The organism is Tabrizicola sp. YIM 78059 (assembly GCF_004959785.1).
In the GTDB taxonomy this organism is placed as follows: domain Bacteria; phylum Pseudomonadota; class Alphaproteobacteria; order Rhodobacterales; family Rhodobacteraceae; genus Tabrizicola; species Tabrizicola caldifontis.
Map to the genome: position 1 here is coordinate 335,765 of NZ_SJZH01000001.1, position 15,609 is coordinate 351,373.

Annotated in this window: 14 protein-coding genes; 3 read left to right on the forward strand and 11 right to left on the reverse strand. The window is 64.4% G+C overall.

The window, feature by feature from the left end; genetic code table 11:
- Nucleotides 1-90 precede the first annotated feature (90 nt).
- Both EZM81_RS01560 and EZM81_RS01565 read left to right on the forward strand, forming a co-directional pair.
- Nucleotides 91-1,098 carry an ABC transporter permease gene (locus EZM81_RS01560; protein ID WP_135446918.1) on the forward strand — a complete coding sequence of 336 codons (1,008 nt, stop codon included), beginning with the start codon at nucleotides 91-93 and terminating at the stop codon, nucleotides 1,096-1,098.
- Entirely contained in the window at nucleotides 1,091-2,002 is a 912-nt protein-coding gene (locus EZM81_RS01565) for an ABC transporter permease (protein WP_136644531.1), read from the forward strand. Before EZM81_RS01560 ends, EZM81_RS01565 begins: the two co-directional genes overlap by 8 nt.
- A 17-nt stretch (nucleotides 2,003-2,019) precedes the next feature.
- Here EZM81_RS01565 and EZM81_RS01570 read toward each other — a convergent pair whose 3' ends face one another.
- The 4 genes from EZM81_RS01570 to alr form a co-directional block, all read right to left on the reverse strand.
- A complete protein-coding gene (locus EZM81_RS01570) occupies nucleotides 2,020-2,454 on the reverse strand; it encodes a paraquat-inducible protein A (protein WP_136644532.1) in 435 nt (144 codons plus the stop codon).
- A gap of 91 nt (nucleotides 2,455-2,545) precedes the next feature.
- Nucleotides 2,546-3,292: an ABC transporter ATP-binding protein gene (locus tag EZM81_RS01575; RefSeq protein ID WP_136644533.1), complete on the reverse strand. Its 747-nt coding sequence runs from the start codon at nucleotides 3,290-3,292 to the stop codon at nucleotides 2,546-2,548.
- Nucleotides 3,289-4,065: an ABC transporter permease gene (locus EZM81_RS01580; protein WP_136644534.1), complete on the reverse strand. Its 777-nt coding sequence runs from the start codon at nucleotides 4,063-4,065 to the stop codon at nucleotides 3,289-3,291. Before EZM81_RS01580 ends, EZM81_RS01575 begins: the two co-directional genes overlap by 4 nt.
- Complete coding sequence (gene alr, locus EZM81_RS01585) at nucleotides 4,062-5,111, reverse strand: alanine racemase (protein ID WP_135446907.1); 1,050 nt, start codon at nucleotides 5,109-5,111, stop codon at nucleotides 4,062-4,064. Before alr ends, EZM81_RS01580 begins: the two co-directional genes overlap by 4 nt.
- A 114-nt stretch (nucleotides 5,112-5,225) precedes the next feature.
- Here alr and EZM81_RS01590 point away from each other — a divergent pair, with 114 nt between their 5' ends.
- Nucleotides 5,226-7,112 (forward strand): cation-translocating P-type ATPase, encoded by a 1,887-nt coding sequence (locus EZM81_RS01590; protein WP_136644535.1) that lies wholly within the window; start codon nucleotides 5,226-5,228, stop codon nucleotides 7,110-7,112.
- Nucleotides 7,113-7,350: 238 nt separating this feature from the next.
- On the opposite strand, the gene EZM81_RS01595 is transcribed toward EZM81_RS01590, so the two are convergent.
- The 7 genes from EZM81_RS01595 to EZM81_RS01625 form a co-directional block, all read right to left on the reverse strand.
- Nucleotides 7,351-8,130 carry an SDR family oxidoreductase gene (locus tag EZM81_RS01595; RefSeq protein ID WP_135446903.1) on the reverse strand — a complete coding sequence of 260 codons (780 nt, stop codon included), beginning with the start codon at nucleotides 8,128-8,130 and terminating at the stop codon, nucleotides 7,351-7,353.
- 145 nt (nucleotides 8,131-8,275) lie between these two features.
- A complete protein-coding gene (locus tag EZM81_RS01600) occupies nucleotides 8,276-9,784 on the reverse strand; it encodes a replicative DNA helicase (RefSeq protein ID WP_371685709.1) in 1,509 nt (502 codons plus the stop codon).
- Nucleotides 9,785-10,002: 218 nt separating this feature from the next.
- Complete coding sequence (locus EZM81_RS01605; protein ID WP_136644684.1) at nucleotides 10,003-10,680, reverse strand: orotate phosphoribosyltransferase; 678 nt, start codon at nucleotides 10,678-10,680, stop codon at nucleotides 10,003-10,005.
- Nucleotides 10,681-10,764: 84 nt separating this feature from the next.
- Nucleotides 10,765-11,805: a dihydroorotase gene (pyrC, locus tag EZM81_RS01610; protein ID WP_136644536.1), complete on the reverse strand. Its 1,041-nt coding sequence runs from the start codon at nucleotides 11,803-11,805 to the stop codon at nucleotides 10,765-10,767.
- Nucleotides 11,806-12,120: 315 nt separating this feature from the next.
- A complete protein-coding gene (locus EZM81_RS01615) occupies nucleotides 12,121-13,011 on the reverse strand; it encodes a phosphoadenosine phosphosulfate reductase (protein WP_135446897.1) in 891 nt (296 codons plus the stop codon).
- A 175-nt stretch (nucleotides 13,012-13,186) separates the two neighbouring features.
- Nucleotides 13,187-14,221 carry a glycosyltransferase family 2 protein gene (locus EZM81_RS01620; RefSeq protein ID WP_135446895.1) on the reverse strand — a complete coding sequence of 345 codons (1,035 nt, stop codon included), beginning with the start codon at nucleotides 14,219-14,221 and terminating at the stop codon, nucleotides 13,187-13,189.
- A 104-nt stretch (nucleotides 14,222-14,325) separates the two neighbouring features.
- Entirely contained in the window at nucleotides 14,326-15,546 is a 1,221-nt protein-coding gene (locus EZM81_RS01625) for an acyl-CoA dehydrogenase (protein ID WP_136644537.1), read from the reverse strand.
- Between the last annotated feature and the right edge of the window lie 63 nt (nucleotides 15,547-15,609).

Sequence of the window (15,609 nt, forward strand, 5' to 3'; positions counted from 1 at the left end):
GGGCGGGTCATCGACCCGCCCGGCCGGCGGGGGCCCCGGGGCTCCCGCCACCCTCTTTGCCGCTAGACTGCTGACCCGAGGCGCCCGCCCATGCTCACCTACACGCTGAGACGGCTTCTTTTGGCCATCCCGACGCTTCTGCTGATCAGTCTCGTCATCTTCCTGCTGGTCGATCTGGCCCCCGGATCGCCTGCCTCGGAAATCCCGCTGACCGTGCCGCCCGAGGTCCGCGCCAAGATCCTCGAGGCGCTGGGGGTGAACGAGCCGGTCCACATCCGCTATCTGCTGTGGCTCAAGCAGTTCTTCTGGGTGGAACCTCTGAACGGTTTCGACGCGATCTTCGGAACACATTACGCCGAAGGCATGCAGCGCATCATCAGCTACCAGAGCCGCAGCCCGGTCTTTCCGCTGATCGGCGAACGCCTGCCGCAGACCCTGACGGTCATCGGTACCGCCTATCTGGTCGGCGTGCTGATCGCCCTGCCGATCGGGATCTATTCCGCCTACCGGCAATATTCGCTGTTCGACCAGTTCGGCACCATGTTCGCGATGATCGGCTTTTCGGTGCCGACCTTTTTCACCGGCACGCTTTTCATCATCATCTTCGCGGTCTGGCTTGGCTGGTTCCCCACGAAATACAACACCACGCTGGTCGTGACCGACTGGGCAAGCTTCAAGGAACAGCTGCGCCAGATGGCGATGCCCGTGATGGTTCTGGGCCTTGCCAATGCCGCAGCGATCAGCCGCTACATGCGGTCCTCGATGCTGGAAAACATGAGCCAGGATTACGTCCGCACCGCGCGCGCGAAGGGGATGAGCGAAAGGACCGTCGTGCTGAAGCACGTCCTGCGCAATTCGCTGATTCCGGTCGTTACCGTCATCGCGCTGGGGATCCCGTCGATCTTCGGTGGCGCGATCATTACCGAGAACCTCTTCGGCGTGAACGGCATCGGCTCGGCGCTGATCCAGGCGATCCGCGGCAATGACCTTCCCATGGTTCAGACGCTGGCCTTCATCTTCGCGATCCTGATCGTGACCTTTAACCTGATTGCCGATCTTCTCTACGGCATGCTCGACCCGAGGATCCGCTATGACTGACACCGATCTTGGGGTGCCCCCGCCGGAATCGCTTCGGGCTGCGGTCTGGGCGCAGTTCCGCAAGCACCGCGGCGCGGTGTTCGGGCTGGTGGTTCTGACACTGCTGATCATCTTCTCGGTGGTGGGACCGCTGGTCTGGTCGCCCGAGAAGCTTTCGGTCGTCGAGGCGCTTAAGTCGAAGAACCTCGGCCCCAGTCTCGTTCATCCGATGGGCACCGACCAGCTGGGCCGCGACCAGATGCAGCGGATGATGGCCGCGGGACGCGTCAGCCTTGCGGTGGGCTTTGTCGCCATGGTGATCGCTATCTTCCTTGGCACGCTGATCGGCGTGCTGGCGGGGTATTTCAAGCGGCTTGACGGGCCGCTGATGCGCCTGACCGACATGTTCCTGGCGCTGCCGCTGATCCCGCTGTTGCTGGTCATGGTGATGCTTTTCCGCGATCGCATCGCCGGGGTTCTGGGGCCCGAGCTGGGCGCCTTTGTCCTGATCGTCAGCGCCATCGGCATCACCAGCTGGATGCAGGCAGCGCGGATCGTGCGCGGCGAGGTTCTGGCGCTGAAAGAACGGGAATATGTGCTTGCCTCGCGGTCGATCGGTGCGCGGCCGTTCCGGGTGATCCTGCGCCACATCCTGCCGAACGTGGTCTCGCCGGTCATGGTGGCGGCGACGCTGGGCGTGGCCGAAGCGATCATCACCGAAAGTGTGCTCAGCTTCCTCGGCCTTGGCTTCCCGCCTGACTTCCCGACCTGGGGTCGGCTGCTTTACGAAGGGCTCGACTACTTCCAGTATTACCCGGAGCGGGTGATCTTCCCTGGGCTCGCGATCTCGCTCACGGTGCTTTCGGTCAATTACATCGGCGACGGACTGCGCGACGCGCTGGACCCGCGGATCCGGGGCAGGTGATGCCGGCGCACCGGGCCTCAGCCCCGGCGTGAGCCTCGTCCGGTCTGCCATGCGATGAGGATGGACCCCAGGATGCACCCGGTGAACAGGTAAAGACCCCAGGCGGTTTCGACCGTCACATGGCCCGCACCCTTGGCGATGACGATGTAAAGTGAGACCAGGAACACTTCGGCCATGGCAAGTTTGCCAAGGATCTCCAGCGCCGGCAGCAGCCGCGGAGACAGGAGTTCCCAGTGCAGCAACGCCAGGCCGATCGTTTTTATGTAGGGGGCAAAAACAGCAAGGAAGGTCACGATCAGCGCGAAGGCCGGGTCGGACCGCCATAACGATTGCAATCCGGTCACGACCGAGATCTCGTCCATCCCGAAGACAGGCAGAAGCGCTGCGCGCAGAAGCGGCGCGAACCAGGCCACCGGGAACAGGATCAGCAGGGCAAGGTTGAAGTATTTCAAGGCGGGTCTCCCATGGCTGCCGTTGCACCGGGGCTTTCACACCCCTGGACCCCTGTGGGATATCTGGGCAGCGAGGAAGGAGCGGGTGGGTTCAGCGGATGCTTTCGATCGGCCCCTCCGCCCGGCCGTGGATGAACTGCTGCACATAGGGGTCTGGCGTCGCGTCCAATTCGCTGACCGGTCCGGTCCAGCGGATCACGCCGCCGTGCAGCATTGCCACGTTGTCGGCAATCGCGCGGACCGAGGACATGTCATGCGTGATCGTCATCGCGGTCGCCCCCATCTCGACCACGATCTCGCGGATCAGATCGTTGATGACGCCAGCCATGATCGGGTCGAGGCCGGTGGTCGGTTCGTCGAAGAAGATGATCTCTGGCTCGGCTGCGATGGCGCGGGCAAGGCCCACGCGCTTCTGCATGCCGCCTGAAAGTTCGGCAGGGTAGAGGTCGGCGGTCTCGGGCTTCAGGCCGACGCGGCGCAGCTTCTCGATCGCGACCTCGCGCGCCTGGGCTTTCGGCAAGGCATTCGCGCCGCGAACCAGCCGGAAGGCAACGTTTTCCCAGACCTTCAGCGAATCGAACAGGGCGCCCCCTTGGAAGAGCATCCCGAAGCGCGAAAGAAAGGCGTCGCGGTCGCCCTTGGTCACATCCTGCCCGTCCAGAGTGATCGTTCCGCTGTCGGGGCGCACGAGGCCAAGGATGCATTTCAGAAGGACGGACTTCCCTGTGCCCGAGCCGCCGATGATCACCATCGAGGTGCCCGAGGCGATGGTGAGGTTCACCCCCTGCAAGACGCGGTTCTGGCCGAACCGTTTGTGGACATCGCGCAGCTCGATCATGAGGTGAAGAAGATCTCGGTCAGCACATAGTTCGATGCCAGGATCAGCACGCTGGCCGAGACTACTGCCGATTTTGTCGCCCGGCCCACGCCTTGAGCGCCGCGGGCCGAGTTCATGCCATGGTAGCAGCCCATCAGCGCGACGATGAAGCCGAAGACCGCGCCCTTGACCAGGCCCGAGCCCACATCCCAGACCTCGAGAAAGTCGGCGGTGTTCTTCAGATAGGTGGCCGAGTTGAAGTCCAGCCGCGTGATCCCGACCAGCCAGCCGCCCATGATGCCGATGGCATCGCCCACCGCGACCAGCACCGGCATTGCAATGGTCGCAGCGACCACGCGGGGGACGGCCAGATACTTCAGGGGATTTGTGGACAGTGTCACCAGCGCGTCGATCTGTTCGGTGACCTTCATCGTGCCGATTTCGGCCGCAATGGAGGAGGCCACGCGCGCAGCCACCATCAACCCGCCGAGGACCGGGCCAAGTTCCCGCGTCATGCCGATTGCGACGATGCTTGGGACCACCGATTCCGCGTTGAACCGCGCGCCGCCGGCATAGATCTGCAGGGCCAGGGCGCCGCCGGTGAAGATCGCCGTCAGCCCGACCACCGGCAGCGAGAGCCAGCCGATCTGCAGCAGCGCCAGCCCGAATTCCCGCAGATAGTAGGGTGGGCGCAGGATGTGACCCAGAACCTGCGCGGTGAACAGCCCGACACGGCCGACCGCTGCAAGCGCCTCGAGGACCGGGCGGCCGATGGCGCCAAGAATTGCCGTCATGCGCCGCGCTCCTGCCAGCGGCGCTGATAGCGCGGGCCAAGCGCGGTCAGAATTTCATAGCCGATTGTGCCAGCCACATCGGCAAGGCCATCTATCGTCTGGTTCGGACCAAGGATGTCAAGGCTGCCGGGCACTTCGCGCAGATGGGTGACATCGACGGTGATCGCATCCATCGACACGCGGCCGACCACGGGGCAGGGCACATCGCCATCCCAAAGCTGCACCCGGTTCGACAGGGTTCTGGGCAGACCGTCCGCATAGCCCGCTGCCACCGTGGCAATGACCGAAGGGCGATCGGCAATCCAGGTGCAACCGTAACCGACCGCCTCGCCCGGTTCGACCGTGCGGGTCTGGATCACCGGCAAGGACAGGCTGACAACGGGGTGTGCCGCAGCGTAGGGAAGCCCGCCATACAGCCCGATGCCGGGGCGCGTCAGGTCGAAATGCCAGCGCGGACCCAGCAGGATGCCCCCCGTCGCAGCCAGGCTGCGGGGCAGGCCGGTGCCGTCGGTCATCTGATGAAAGACGCGCAACTGCGCTTCGTTCAGCGGATGGTCAGGCTCGTCTGCGCAGGCCAGATGGCTCATCAGCAGTTCCGGGCCGGCCTCGACCAGGATCGATGCCACCGCCTGCCATTCCTGCATCTCGACGCCAAGACGGTTCATCCCGGTGTCGAGCTGCACCCCGAAGGGATGGCCAGGCAGCGCCTCGAGATGCCTCGTGATCTGCTCGAGGCTGTTCAGCATCGGCGTCAGATCCAGGTCGTGGATCATCTCGGTGTCGCCCGGGCAATGCCCCGAAAGAACCGCGATCTGCGGCCCCGGGCCTAGCGCCTGCCGGACGGCGGCGCCTTCTTCGGCGTAGGCCACGAAGAACCGCCGCGCCCCGGCCCGGGCCAGGGCACGCGCGACGCGCGTTACCCCCAACCCGTAGGCATCGGCCTTCACCACCGCAGCCGTCTGCACGCCCTGTCCGGTCATCCGGTCCAGCGCCCGCCAGTTCGCGGCAATGGCATCAAGATCAATCGTCAAGGTCGCGGTTGCCATGCCGGCTGTTTCGACCGGCAGGCTGGCGTGGTCAAGCGGAAAGAACCGGCCGGGCGGCACCTTGCGCTTTCTCTTGCCACGGGCAACTCTGCCGCCGAGCGGAGGGCAAGCAGCATGGCCAGCGAATCCGAACCACATGACGAAGCCGGCCTCTGGCTCACGGTGCTGTGCTGGATCGGTCTGGCCGTTGCCGCACTGGATGCCTTCCTGCAACCCCTTCCGGCCGGCCTGACCTGGGCAGCACTGGCGCTGGCCTACCTGACCGGTGGGGTGCCGGCTGCACGATCGGCCCTGGGCGATCTGTGGCAGAACCACAGGCTGGACATCGACCTTCTGATGGTTGTCGCCGCCTTGGCCGCGGCGGCCGTGGGGGCTGCGCTGGAAGGGGCCGTGCTGCTGGCGTTGTTCTCGCTGTCCAACACGCTGGAACATCGCGCCATGGGCAAGGCCCGACGTGCAGTCGAGGCGTTGATGCAGCTGCGCCCCGAGTTCGCCCTGCGCGAGGGGCCGGACGGCGTGACCGAGGTTCCTGTCGAAACCCTTGTCCCCGGCGACCGCGTCATCCTGCGCCCCGGCGCGCGGGTGCCGGTGGATGGCCGCGTCCTTGTCGGGACCGGTCATCTTGACGAAAGCACCGTCACCGGGGAATCGGAACCCGTGCGCAAGGCGCCCGGCAGTCCGGTGCACGAAGCCACGGTCAACCTGGACGCTATCCTGACGATCGAGGTCATCCGCAGCCTTGCTACCTCGACAGTGGCGCAGATGATCCGCCTGGTGACGGAGGCACAGGCGATGCGTTCGCCCTCGGAACGATTTTCCGACTGGTTTGGCCAGCGCTACACCATCGCAGTTCTAGGGGGCTCGATCCTGGCTTATTTCGGCTTCCGGCTGGCCGGATACGACGGTGGCGATGCACTTTACCGCGCGGCCACCGTACTGGTTGCCGCCAGCCCGTGTGCCGTGGTGATCTCGGTTCCTGCGGCGATCCTTTCTGCCCTTTCTGCTGCTGCTCGGGGCGGGGTGCTGTTCAAGGGGGGCGCCGCGCTGGAGGGCCTGGCAGAGGTGAAGACCTTCGCCTTCGACAAAACCGGCACGTTGACCACCGGTCGCGCTGGGGTGACCGGAGTGGTTGCGCTGGAGGGATCCGAGCACGACTTCCTGGCCCTTGCCGCCGGGCTCGAGGCGCACTCGGAACATCCGATCGCAGGGGCGATCCGGGCCGAGGCGGCAGCGCGCGGCATCACCCCTGCCGAGGTTTGGGATGTGCGCGCCCATCCCAGCGAAGGCATCACCGGGCAGGATGCGGAAGGCCCGCTATGGGCAGGAAATGCCCGCATGCTGGCGGCCATGGGCGCCACTCTGCCGGCCCGACTGTCCGGCATGGCAGATGGGTCCGAGACCCTTGTTGTCGTGGGCCGCGGGGCCAAGGTGCTGGGCGCGCTCACGGTTGCGGACGAGGCGCGCGAAACTTCGGCCGAGGCGGTCGCGGCCCTGCGCGAGGGTGGGGCGAGCATCCTGATGATGACCGGCGACCGGGCCGAGGTCGCCAGCCGCATTGGCAATGGGCTGGGTCTGCGGGCAGAGGAAATCCACGCGGCGCTGCTGCCCGCAGACAAGGTGGCTCTTGTCGATCATGCGGCCCAGCGGGGAAGGGTGGCCTTCATCGGTGACGGGGTGAACGATGCCGCAGCCCTTGCCCGTGCCGATGTCGGCGTGGCGATGGGGGTTGCGGGCAGCGAGGTCGCGCTTCAGGCGGCCGACGTGGCGCTGATGGCCGAGGATCTGCGCAAGCTTGCCGCCGCCCGCAGGCTTGCGCTGCGCACGGCGCGCGTCATCCGGCAGAACCTGACACTGGCGCTTGGCGCGATGGTGCTGCTGGTGACCGGCAGCCTTTTCTTCGAACTGCCGTTGCCGCTTGCCGTTATTGGCCACGAAGGCGGCACGCTGCTTGTGGTGCTGAACGGTCTGCGCCTGCTTGCCGACCCGATCCGCGTGCGCTGAAATACCGGCCTCGCGGGGCAGGGCCCGGCATCTGCTGTCTCATCCTGCGGTGCGGCGTGGATGGCCGCCCCTGCGTCCTGCCCGATCCGAAATTGACAGACCGGGTGACCGCGCCCTGCGCCTTCCCTTGTGTCGAGATTGAAGGAAATCCGGCGAAAGGTGGAGCCGCGATAAAAGCAATTTCACCCCAGAACGAACAATTACCATTGAAAAAATCAATACTCTGCCGTCCGATCTTCTATCGCCCGAGCGCCCGGTCCAGATGCACGTATCCGCCATCGACGAACAGCCATTGCCCGGTGGTATGGCTGGCCTTGTCGGAAAGCAGGAAGACGACTGTCGCCGCGATCTCCTCTGCCGTGGTCATCCTCTGGCCAAGCGGGATCCGTGCGGTGATCAGGGCCTCCTGACCGGCCGGATCATCGAAAGAGTCCAGCCATTTGCGATACATTGGCGTCATCACCTCCGCAGGGATCACCGCATTCACGCGCACGCCATCAGGTGCAAAGGCCGCCGCCCATTCCCGCGTCAGCCCAAGCTGGGCAGCCTTGGCCGCCACATAGGCCGATGTCCGGCCCTGACCCGTCAGCGCCGTCTTTGAGGAGATGTTGACGATGGACCCCTTGGCGGCCTTCAGATCACCCAGCGTCAGATGGGCAAGCGTATAGTAATGCACCAGATTCTGGTCCAGTGACCGCCGGAAGGCCTCTGGTCCGGCCTCAAGCCCAACCCCGTCATTTGTGCCGGCATTGTTCACCAGCCCATCAATCCGCCCGTAGCGCGCGCGCACCTCTGTCACTGCCCGCCGGCAGTCCTCATCCCGTGACAGATCGGCCAGAATGACATGAGCGTTGGGCTGCAATTCCTTGAGTTCCGAAAGGAAATCTGTCTCTGGCTTGCGCCGGGCCAGGATCGCGGGCACCGCACCCTCTGCCGCCAGCGCCCGACTGATCGCCCCGCCAATCCCCGCGCCGCCGCCAGTGACGATGACCACCTTTCCCGCAAGACCCAGATCCATTCCCACCTCCTGTTTTCGTCAGACTGGCGAAATGGTTGCGAAAGGCAAGATGCAAACGCCTGCGCACTTTCTGCCGTCTTCTCAGACTGTTAGAGCCACCACTTGACCGACGGTTGGGTGAGGTCGGCGATGAATTCCGGAACTTTCAGAAACCACCCTCCGACCCGCCAGACCCCTGCCACGGCTTCGCCAGGTTGCCGAACCGGGTGAACCGGCCCTCGAAGGACAGCTCGACAGTCCCGATCGGACCGTGGCGCTGCTTGCCTATGATGACCTCGGCCTTGCCATGCACGCTTTCCATGAGTGCCTGCCATTGCGCCATCTTTTCCAGTTCGTGGTCGCCGGGCTTTTCGCGTTCGCGGTAGTATTCCTCGCGGAAGACGAACATCACCACGTCCGCGTCCTGTTCGATTGACCCGGATTCCCGCAGGTCGGACAGCTGCGGTCGCTTGTCCTCGCGCGCCTCGACCTGACGGGACAACTGCGACAGCGCCACGACGGGGATGTTCAGCTCTTTGGCGATTGCTTTCAGTCCCTGCGTGATTTCAGAGACTTCCTGAACGCGGTTGTCCTTGGACGAACCCTTCAGAAGTTGCAGGTAGTCGATGAACAGCACATCCAGACCATGCGTCCGCTTCAGACGCCGCGCCCGGGCGGCGACCTGGGAAATCGGAAGCGCCGGTGTGTCATCGATGTAAAGCGGGCAGGATTCCAGCGCCTTGGCCGCCTCCACGAAACGTCGGAATTCGGCTTCGGTCATGTCGCCGCGGCGGATCTGTTCGGACGGAACTTCCGAGGCCTCGGACAGGATCCGCGCCGCAAGCTGCTCGGCGCTCATTTCAAGCGAGAAGAAGCCGACCACGCCCCCTTCCACAGCGCCTTCCGTGCCGTCGGGCAGGCGGCCACGCTTGTAGGCCTTGGCGATGTTGAAGGCTATGTTCGTGGCCAGAGAGGTCTTGCCCATCGAGGGTCGCCCGGCAAGGATCAGCAGATCCGAAGGGTGCAGACCGCCAAGCTTTCTGTCCATGTCGATCAGACCGGTGGAGATTCCCGCCAAGCCCCCATCGCGCTGATAGGCGGCATTGGCAACATTCACTGCGTCTGTCACGGCCTTGAGAAAGCTTTGAAATCCGCGTTCGGCTACGCCTTGTTCGCCCAGTTTGTAAAGCCGCTGTTCCGCTTCGATGATCTGGTCTTTCGGCTCGGACGCGACCTCCACCCTTGCCGCCCTGGCCGCAATGTCGCGGCCCAGCTGGATAAGTTCCCGACGCACCGCCAGGTCATAGACCATCTGGGCATAATCCCTTGCGGCGTAGGCCGAAATCGCCGCCCCGGCAAGGCGCACCAGATAGGCCGGTCCGCCCAGTTCCTTCAGGCCGGGGTCGTCCTCGAGGAATGCCTTCAGCGTCACCGGCGAGGCAAGGGCATTCTTCTGGATCCGTGCGGCAGCGACTTCGAAGATGCGCTGGTGGACGGGATCGAAGAAATGCTCGGCCCGCACGAGCGCCGAGATGCGGTCAAACACCTCGTTGTTGGTAAGAATCGCGCCCAGAAGCTGCTGTTCGGCCTCGATGTTGTGCGGCAGAACCTCGGCTTCAGAGTCGCCCTGGGCTGCGGCCGGAACCATCGGCCTCAGTGCGGTGATCTCGGTCATGTCTGCCCCCTGCCGTGTTTGGCTGTTTCTTGTTGCATCCACCGGTTATCACGACCCTCGGTGGAATGGGTTGGGGGTAAGCTGTGCATAAGCTGCTTATCCACAATTTTCAGATTACCATATCTGGCGCACCTGTTGAAGATCACGCCAACCTATCGCAAACGCACCACGGTCTTGCGCCGACCGCTACCGAAGCGTCCCGATGTCCGGGCGTGGAATCAGCCCGTTCGGGCGTCCTGCCAGGCGCGGGGAGCGTTCAGGAAGCTTTCCACCTCGGAAAGGGTTGCGGCGTCAAAGGTGCCTTGCGCCCGCGCCTCGGCCAGCACGTCCCACCAGGTGCAAAGGTGATGAAGTGTCACGCCGTGCGCGGCAAGCCTTGCCTCGGTATCGGGAAAGATTCCGTAATAGAAGATCACTGCCGTATGGCCACAGGTTGCGCCGGTTTCGCGGATCGCATCGACGAAGGAAAGTTTCGAGCCGCCGTCCGTGGTCAGATCCTCGACCAGAAGGACACGCTGTCCCTCAGTCATGGTGCCTTCGATCCGGGCGTTGCGACCGTATCCCTTGGGCTTCTTGCGAACGTAAGTCATGGGCAGGGCAAGGCGTTCGGCCACCAGCGCCGCAAAGGGGATACCGGCGGTCTCGCCCCCGGCGATGTTGTCGAACGCCTCCATCCCGGCTTCGCGCATCACGGTGATGGTCAGGAAGTCCATCAGTGTGGAACGGATGCGCGGGTAGGAAATGAGTTTGCGGCAGTCGATATATGTCGGTGAGGGAAGGCCCGAGGCCAGGGTGAAGGGTGTCTCGGCATTGAAGTGGACCGCCTTGATTTCCAGCAGGGCGCGGGCTGTCAGGCGGGCGATTTCGTCCTTGGGCGGGAAGGTCGAGGGGATCATGCGATGGTCCTTTCGGCGGGGCATGTCGTGCGCCTGCGTTTGCGTCTTGCGGTGATGACATTTGACGCAGGCATCGGGGGACGGTCAGGTCACGACGTGCCAGTGCACGGGAAAGCCGGGGTTGAAGACGGTGACGGGACCAGAGCCAGAGACGATCTTTTCGGGCCATGTGCATGGCTCGGGCCGTTTTTCCAGGGTGATCGTGGCGGTGTTCACCGGCAGGCGGTAGAAGGCCGGGCCGTGGCGCGACACGAAGCCTTCCAGCCGGTCGAGTGCGCTTTCCTCCTCGAAGACATGGGCAAGAAGGCTGAGGGTGTTGGTGGCAGTGAAACAGCCCGCGCAGCCGCAGGCGGCCTCTTTCAGCGCATCGACATGCGGCGCGCTGTCGGTGCCAAGGAAATAACAGGGGTTGCCAGAGGTTGCGGCACGGCGCAGGGCCAGGCGGTGCCTTTCCCGCTTTGCGACCGGCAGGCAGTAGTAATGCGGCCGGATCCCGCCCGCGAGGATGTGGTTCCGGTTCAGGATCAGGTGATGCGTGGTGATCGTCGCGGCAAGGTTTTCCCCGCCTTGGGCGGCATAGGCCACCCCTTCTTCGGTGGTGATGTGTTCCATCACCACGCGCAGCTCGGGCAGGCGGCGGCGCAGGGGATCAAGCACCGTGTCGATGAACACGGCTTCGCGGTCGAAGATATCGACTTCGGGTGTCGTGACCTCGCCATGGGTGCAAAGCGGCAGGCCGATTCGTGCCATGGTTTCCAGGACAGGCATGACCTTTGCCAGATCACGCACCCCCGATTGCGAATTGGTCGTGGCACCCGCCGGGTAAAGCTTTACCGCCTTCACCAGGCCCGAGGCCGCTGCACGTTCCACATCGGCCGGATCAGTGCCTTCGGTCAGATACAGCGTCATCAGCGGCTGGAATGCCATTCCCGGGGGCAGGGTGGCCATGATCCTGTCGTGGTAGGCACGCGCATCATCCAGCGTTACCACCGGCGGCACCAGATTGGGCATGACGATGGCGCGGGCGAAATGGCGGGCCGTTTCCGGCAGCACGGCCTGAAGCATCGCACCATCGCGCAGGTGCAGGTGCCAGTCGTCGGGGCGGGGCAGGGTCAGCGTTTGCATGGTGCCCCGGGTAACCCAAACCTCACGGTCTTTCCAGTGGCAAGGCGATGCATGACGAACACAGCCGCCCAGTTCGAGGGAATGGTTGCCGCCTTCCGGTCCTGGCCAGGCACCGGGCGTCCCCGCAGCCTCGGGAACGGGAAAGCGCCCCTCGGGGCCTGATCGCGGTCGCACCTGCGCCACAGGGTCTGCCAACCCTGCTGGCCGGGCCTTGACCTGGGTCCGCAGCATGGCCTGCCGCGTTTACGCCTGGACTGGCAAGCCGAAGAACCTACGCCCCTTGCCGCGCGGCCTGGCTGCGGCCTCGTCAAAGGATCAGGCGCCGCCCGTAAGTTCCTCAAGCCGCCGGGCAAAGCGCGGGGCGTTCAGCCGCCGCGTGACCGAACGGCAGATCATGATTTCCCGCTGCCGGTTTCCCGACATGCGGGCCCGCGCCAGAATTGCCCGCAGATAGCTTGCATTCGACCGACGCCCGCGCCACAGCCACGCGAAGTAGGATGCGGAAAGCTTGCCGTCCATTGCCGCCTCGAGGATCCGGTCCAGTACCTTCATCTCGATGAGCGTGTCCTCGGTGCCCTCGCCAGTGTAGCGGGCATAAAGCGGCGTGACCCACGGGCGATGGAACAGCGCGGCATGCATCGCGTCGGGCCGGTGCAGCGGGTCGTGGATCAGCCAGACCCGTTTGGCGCTTTCGATCATGTCCGGCGCATAGCCATAGCGGCTGCGGAAGTTGATCCGCCGGGCGATCCGGTGGCGTTCATCCCAGCCGGCAAGCGCAGGATCAAGCGTGGCGCGCGGGGCAACCAGCACCAGTTCGGCCCCCGGTGCCGTGATCGAATAGGCGGCCGCCGCATAGCCTGCCGGTCCGGCACCGTAGAAGATGACCTTGTCGAAATCCTCAAGGAAGCCGTCGTCAGAAAGCCGATCGAAATAGCGGAAGACCGCAGGATCGCGCCACCAGGTTTCACCTTCGGAAAGGATGGTCAGCAGTGACCAGCCGCGCTGCTTGCAAAGCCTGTAGTGTTCGGGAAGTTTGTCTTCGCGTTCGCGCAGGTCGGCGGCATCTTCAAACGTCACCAGAAGAACAGGTCGTTCCTCGGCGAAAAAGGCATAGTGGCGCTGGCCGAGCGGCATGAAATCACCGTCGCCCTCGGCAATCTTCAGCATGGCGTGCTGCCATTCGGGTGCCGCAGAGATTTCGTTCATGTGCACCTTCGCATCGGGGCGAAAAATGCTGCCCCGGCCTTGGAATGTGAAGCGAAAAGCCAGTTTACACAAGGGTTTACACGCCAAAGTCACGCCCGATGCGCAAACAACGGATCGGCATTGTTTCGGTATTGCGGGCCGGCGCAACCATTGGGCAAAGGGAGGGGTGAGGCGATCAACCCCCGGTCGCGCGGGCCCCGTTCGCGGCCTTGCGGATCGCATCTGCGACCTCTTTCGGCAGAACGCGCGACGGCGGCGCCATGAGAAGCCGACCGTAAAGCGCGCGCCAGGGTTCCTCGGTCAGCAGGGCACGGACGCGCTGCCGTCGCCATGACAGGGCCGCGCCGTGCAGGCCACCGAGGACGCTGTCCTGCATGAGTGCGGACCGAAGGCCCGAACTGTTCAGCGACAGGATGCTCCGGTCCTCGACATCGCAGAAGTTGCGGTCGATCCAGTAATCCATGCCCATCACCGAGCCCTCGCGGTTCGGCCGGCCCCGGTCGCATTTCAACAGGTAATCCTCTATCGAACCAAGCGCATAATGGTTCAGCTGCGCCAGACGGTAGTTGTCCTGCCCGAAGGCAGAGTAGACGCGGCCTGTCCGGTATTCCGCGGGAAGCCGCCGGCCCGAGCCATCGAACCAGCAGGCGCCGTCAAGCCGGTCGGGGTTCGCTGCGCGTGGGCGATGCACCCCAAGCTTGCCGTAGCAGCCATCGTTGCGGAACAGGGTCTTGAACATCGCCGCCCGCCAGGGCCAGTGCAGAACGGCCGGTGCTGCGCGAGTGAAGGTCTCGGTGACCGTTCCGTCAGTCGCCACGACCCCCGCGTTGCCGAAAAGCCGCCAGGTCAACGGAATGGCCGTGGCCTGCGGCAGCGCCGCCAGCAAGGCCGGGATCGTCCGGTCGCCGGCGTGGACATTGATGAACTCATCGATGTCCAGGACGATCAGCCAGTCCGCCGTGCGCACCAGTGGGTGCCTGTCCGCCTGTTTCAGGGCCGCCCATTGCGGGCCTTCGTCATGGGGCCCCGGATTGCGGACATGGGTCAGCCAGCCCAGTTCGGCCAGCCGGTCCAGCATCTCGTCTGTTCCGTCCTCGCAATCGTTCGAGAACACGAGGAAATCGGTGATCCCGCAGGCCCGGTGATGCGCCAGCCATTCCAGCAGGAAGGCGCCCTCGTTCTTCACTGTCAGGACGGCCGTGATCTTCACGACCGCCTCCCCAGTCTTCCTTCAACTGTCCCCGCCGGAGGCATCCACCCTCTCCACCCGCGCCACGCCGCAGGCGTAGCACGGGCGAAGAAGCCCGGCCAAGCTCAGAAGAATGCCTGCAGCCCGGTGATCGCCCGGCCCAGGATCAGAGCATGGATGTCATGCGTTCCCTCGTAGGTGTTCACCGTCTCGAGGTTCACCATGTGGCGCATGATCTGGAAATCTTCCTGGATGCCGTTGCCGCCATGCATGTCGCGCGCCATCCGCGCCGCTTCCAGCGCCTTGCCGCAGTTGTTGCGCTTGACGATGGAAATCATCTCCGGTGCTGCGTTGGCTTCGTCCATCAGCCGCCCGACGCGCAACGACGCCTGCAACCCCAGCGAAATCTCGGTCATCATGTTGGCAAGCTTCAGCTGGTAAAGCTGCGTTCCCGCGATCGGCTTGCCGAACTGCTTGCGGTCAAGCCCGTACTGCCGGGCGGCGTGCAGGCAGAACTCCGCGGCCCCCATGACGCCCCAGCTGATGCCATAGCGCGCCCGGTTCAGACATCCGAAGGGCCCCTTCAGACCTTCGACATGCGGCAGAAGCGCGTCCTCGCCGACCTCGACATCCTTCAGCACGATTTCGCCGGTGATGGATGCCCTAAGCGACAGCTTGCCCCCCACCTTCGGCGCCGACAGGCCCGTCATGCCCTTTTCCAGCACGAAGCCCTTGATCTTGCCGCCATGCGCCTCGGACTTGGCCCAGACCACGAAAACATCCGCGATGGGCGCGTTCGAAATCCACATCTTCGCGCCGTTCAGCACATAGCCGTTCGCCGTCTTCTTCGCCGTGGTCTTCATGCCCGCCGGGTCGGACCCCGCGTCGGGTTCTGTCAGGCCGAAGCAGCCGATCCATTCGCCGGTTGCGAGCTTGGGCAGGTATTTCTGCCGCTGCGCCTCGGTGCCATAGGCGTAGATCGGATACATCACCAGGCTCGACTGCACGCTCATCATGCTGCGATAGCCCGAATCGACCCGCTCCACCTCGCGCGCCACCAGCCCGTAGGCCACATAGGACGCGCCAAGCCCACCGTATTCCTCGGGGATCGTCACGCCCAGAAGCCCCATCTCGCCCATCTCGCGGAAGATGCCCGGGTCCGTCGTCTCCTCGCGGTAGGCAGCCACCACGCGCGGTTGCAGCTTTTCCTGCGCATAGGCGCGGGCCGCATCGCGCAGCATCCGCTCTTCTTCCGTCAGCTGATCGTTCAGCCGGAACGGATCCTCCCAGTCGAAACGCCCCAGATCCGGGGCATCCTTGGCCTTCAGTTTCGGTGCATCCAGCATGGTCAGACCTCCATTCGCTGACGGCAGTATTGCACGAAAGGGCAGGGGCCTGCTATCGAAAGC

Excerpts from the sequence above, each read along its gene's own strand:
- EZM81_RS01560 (WP_135446918.1), top strand. The coding sequence starts at position 91 with ATGCTCACCTACACGCTGAGACGGCTTCTTTTGGCCATCCCGACGCTT.
- EZM81_RS01565 (WP_136644531.1), top strand. The coding sequence starts at position 1,091 with ATGACTGACACCGATCTTGGGGTGCCCCCGCCGGAATCGCTTCGGGCT.
- EZM81_RS01575 (WP_136644533.1), bottom strand. The coding sequence starts at position 3,292 with ATGATCGAGCTGCGCGATGTCCACAAACGGTTCGGCCAGAACCGCGTC.
- EZM81_RS01580 (WP_136644534.1), bottom strand. The coding sequence starts at position 4,065 with ATGACGGCAATTCTTGGCGCCATCGGCCGCCCGGTCCTCGAGGCGCTT.
- alr (WP_135446907.1), bottom strand. The coding sequence starts at position 5,111 with ATGGCAACCGCGACCTTGACGATTGATCTTGATGCCATTGCCGCGAAC.
- EZM81_RS01590 (WP_136644535.1), top strand. The coding sequence starts at position 5,226 with ATGGCCAGCGAATCCGAACCACATGACGAAGCCGGCCTCTGGCTCACG.
- EZM81_RS01595 (WP_135446903.1), bottom strand. The coding sequence starts at position 8,130 with ATGGATCTGGGTCTTGCGGGAAAGGTGGTCATCGTCACTGGCGGCGGC.
- EZM81_RS01600 (WP_371685709.1), bottom strand. The coding sequence starts at position 9,784 with ATGACCGAGATCACCGCACTGAGGCCGATGGTTCCGGCCGCAGCCCAG.
- EZM81_RS01605 (WP_136644684.1), bottom strand. The coding sequence starts at position 10,680 with ATGATCCCCTCGACCTTCCCGCCCAAGGACGAAATCGCCCGCCTGACA.
- pyrC (WP_136644536.1), bottom strand. The coding sequence starts at position 11,805 with ATGCAAACGCTGACCCTGCCCCGCCCCGACGACTGGCACCTGCACCTG.
- EZM81_RS01615 (WP_135446897.1), bottom strand. The coding sequence starts at position 13,011 with ATGAACGAAATCTCTGCGGCACCCGAATGGCAGCACGCCATGCTGAAG.
- EZM81_RS01625 (WP_136644537.1), bottom strand. The coding sequence starts at position 15,546 with ATGCTGGATGCACCGAAACTGAAGGCCAAGGATGCCCCGGATCTGGGG.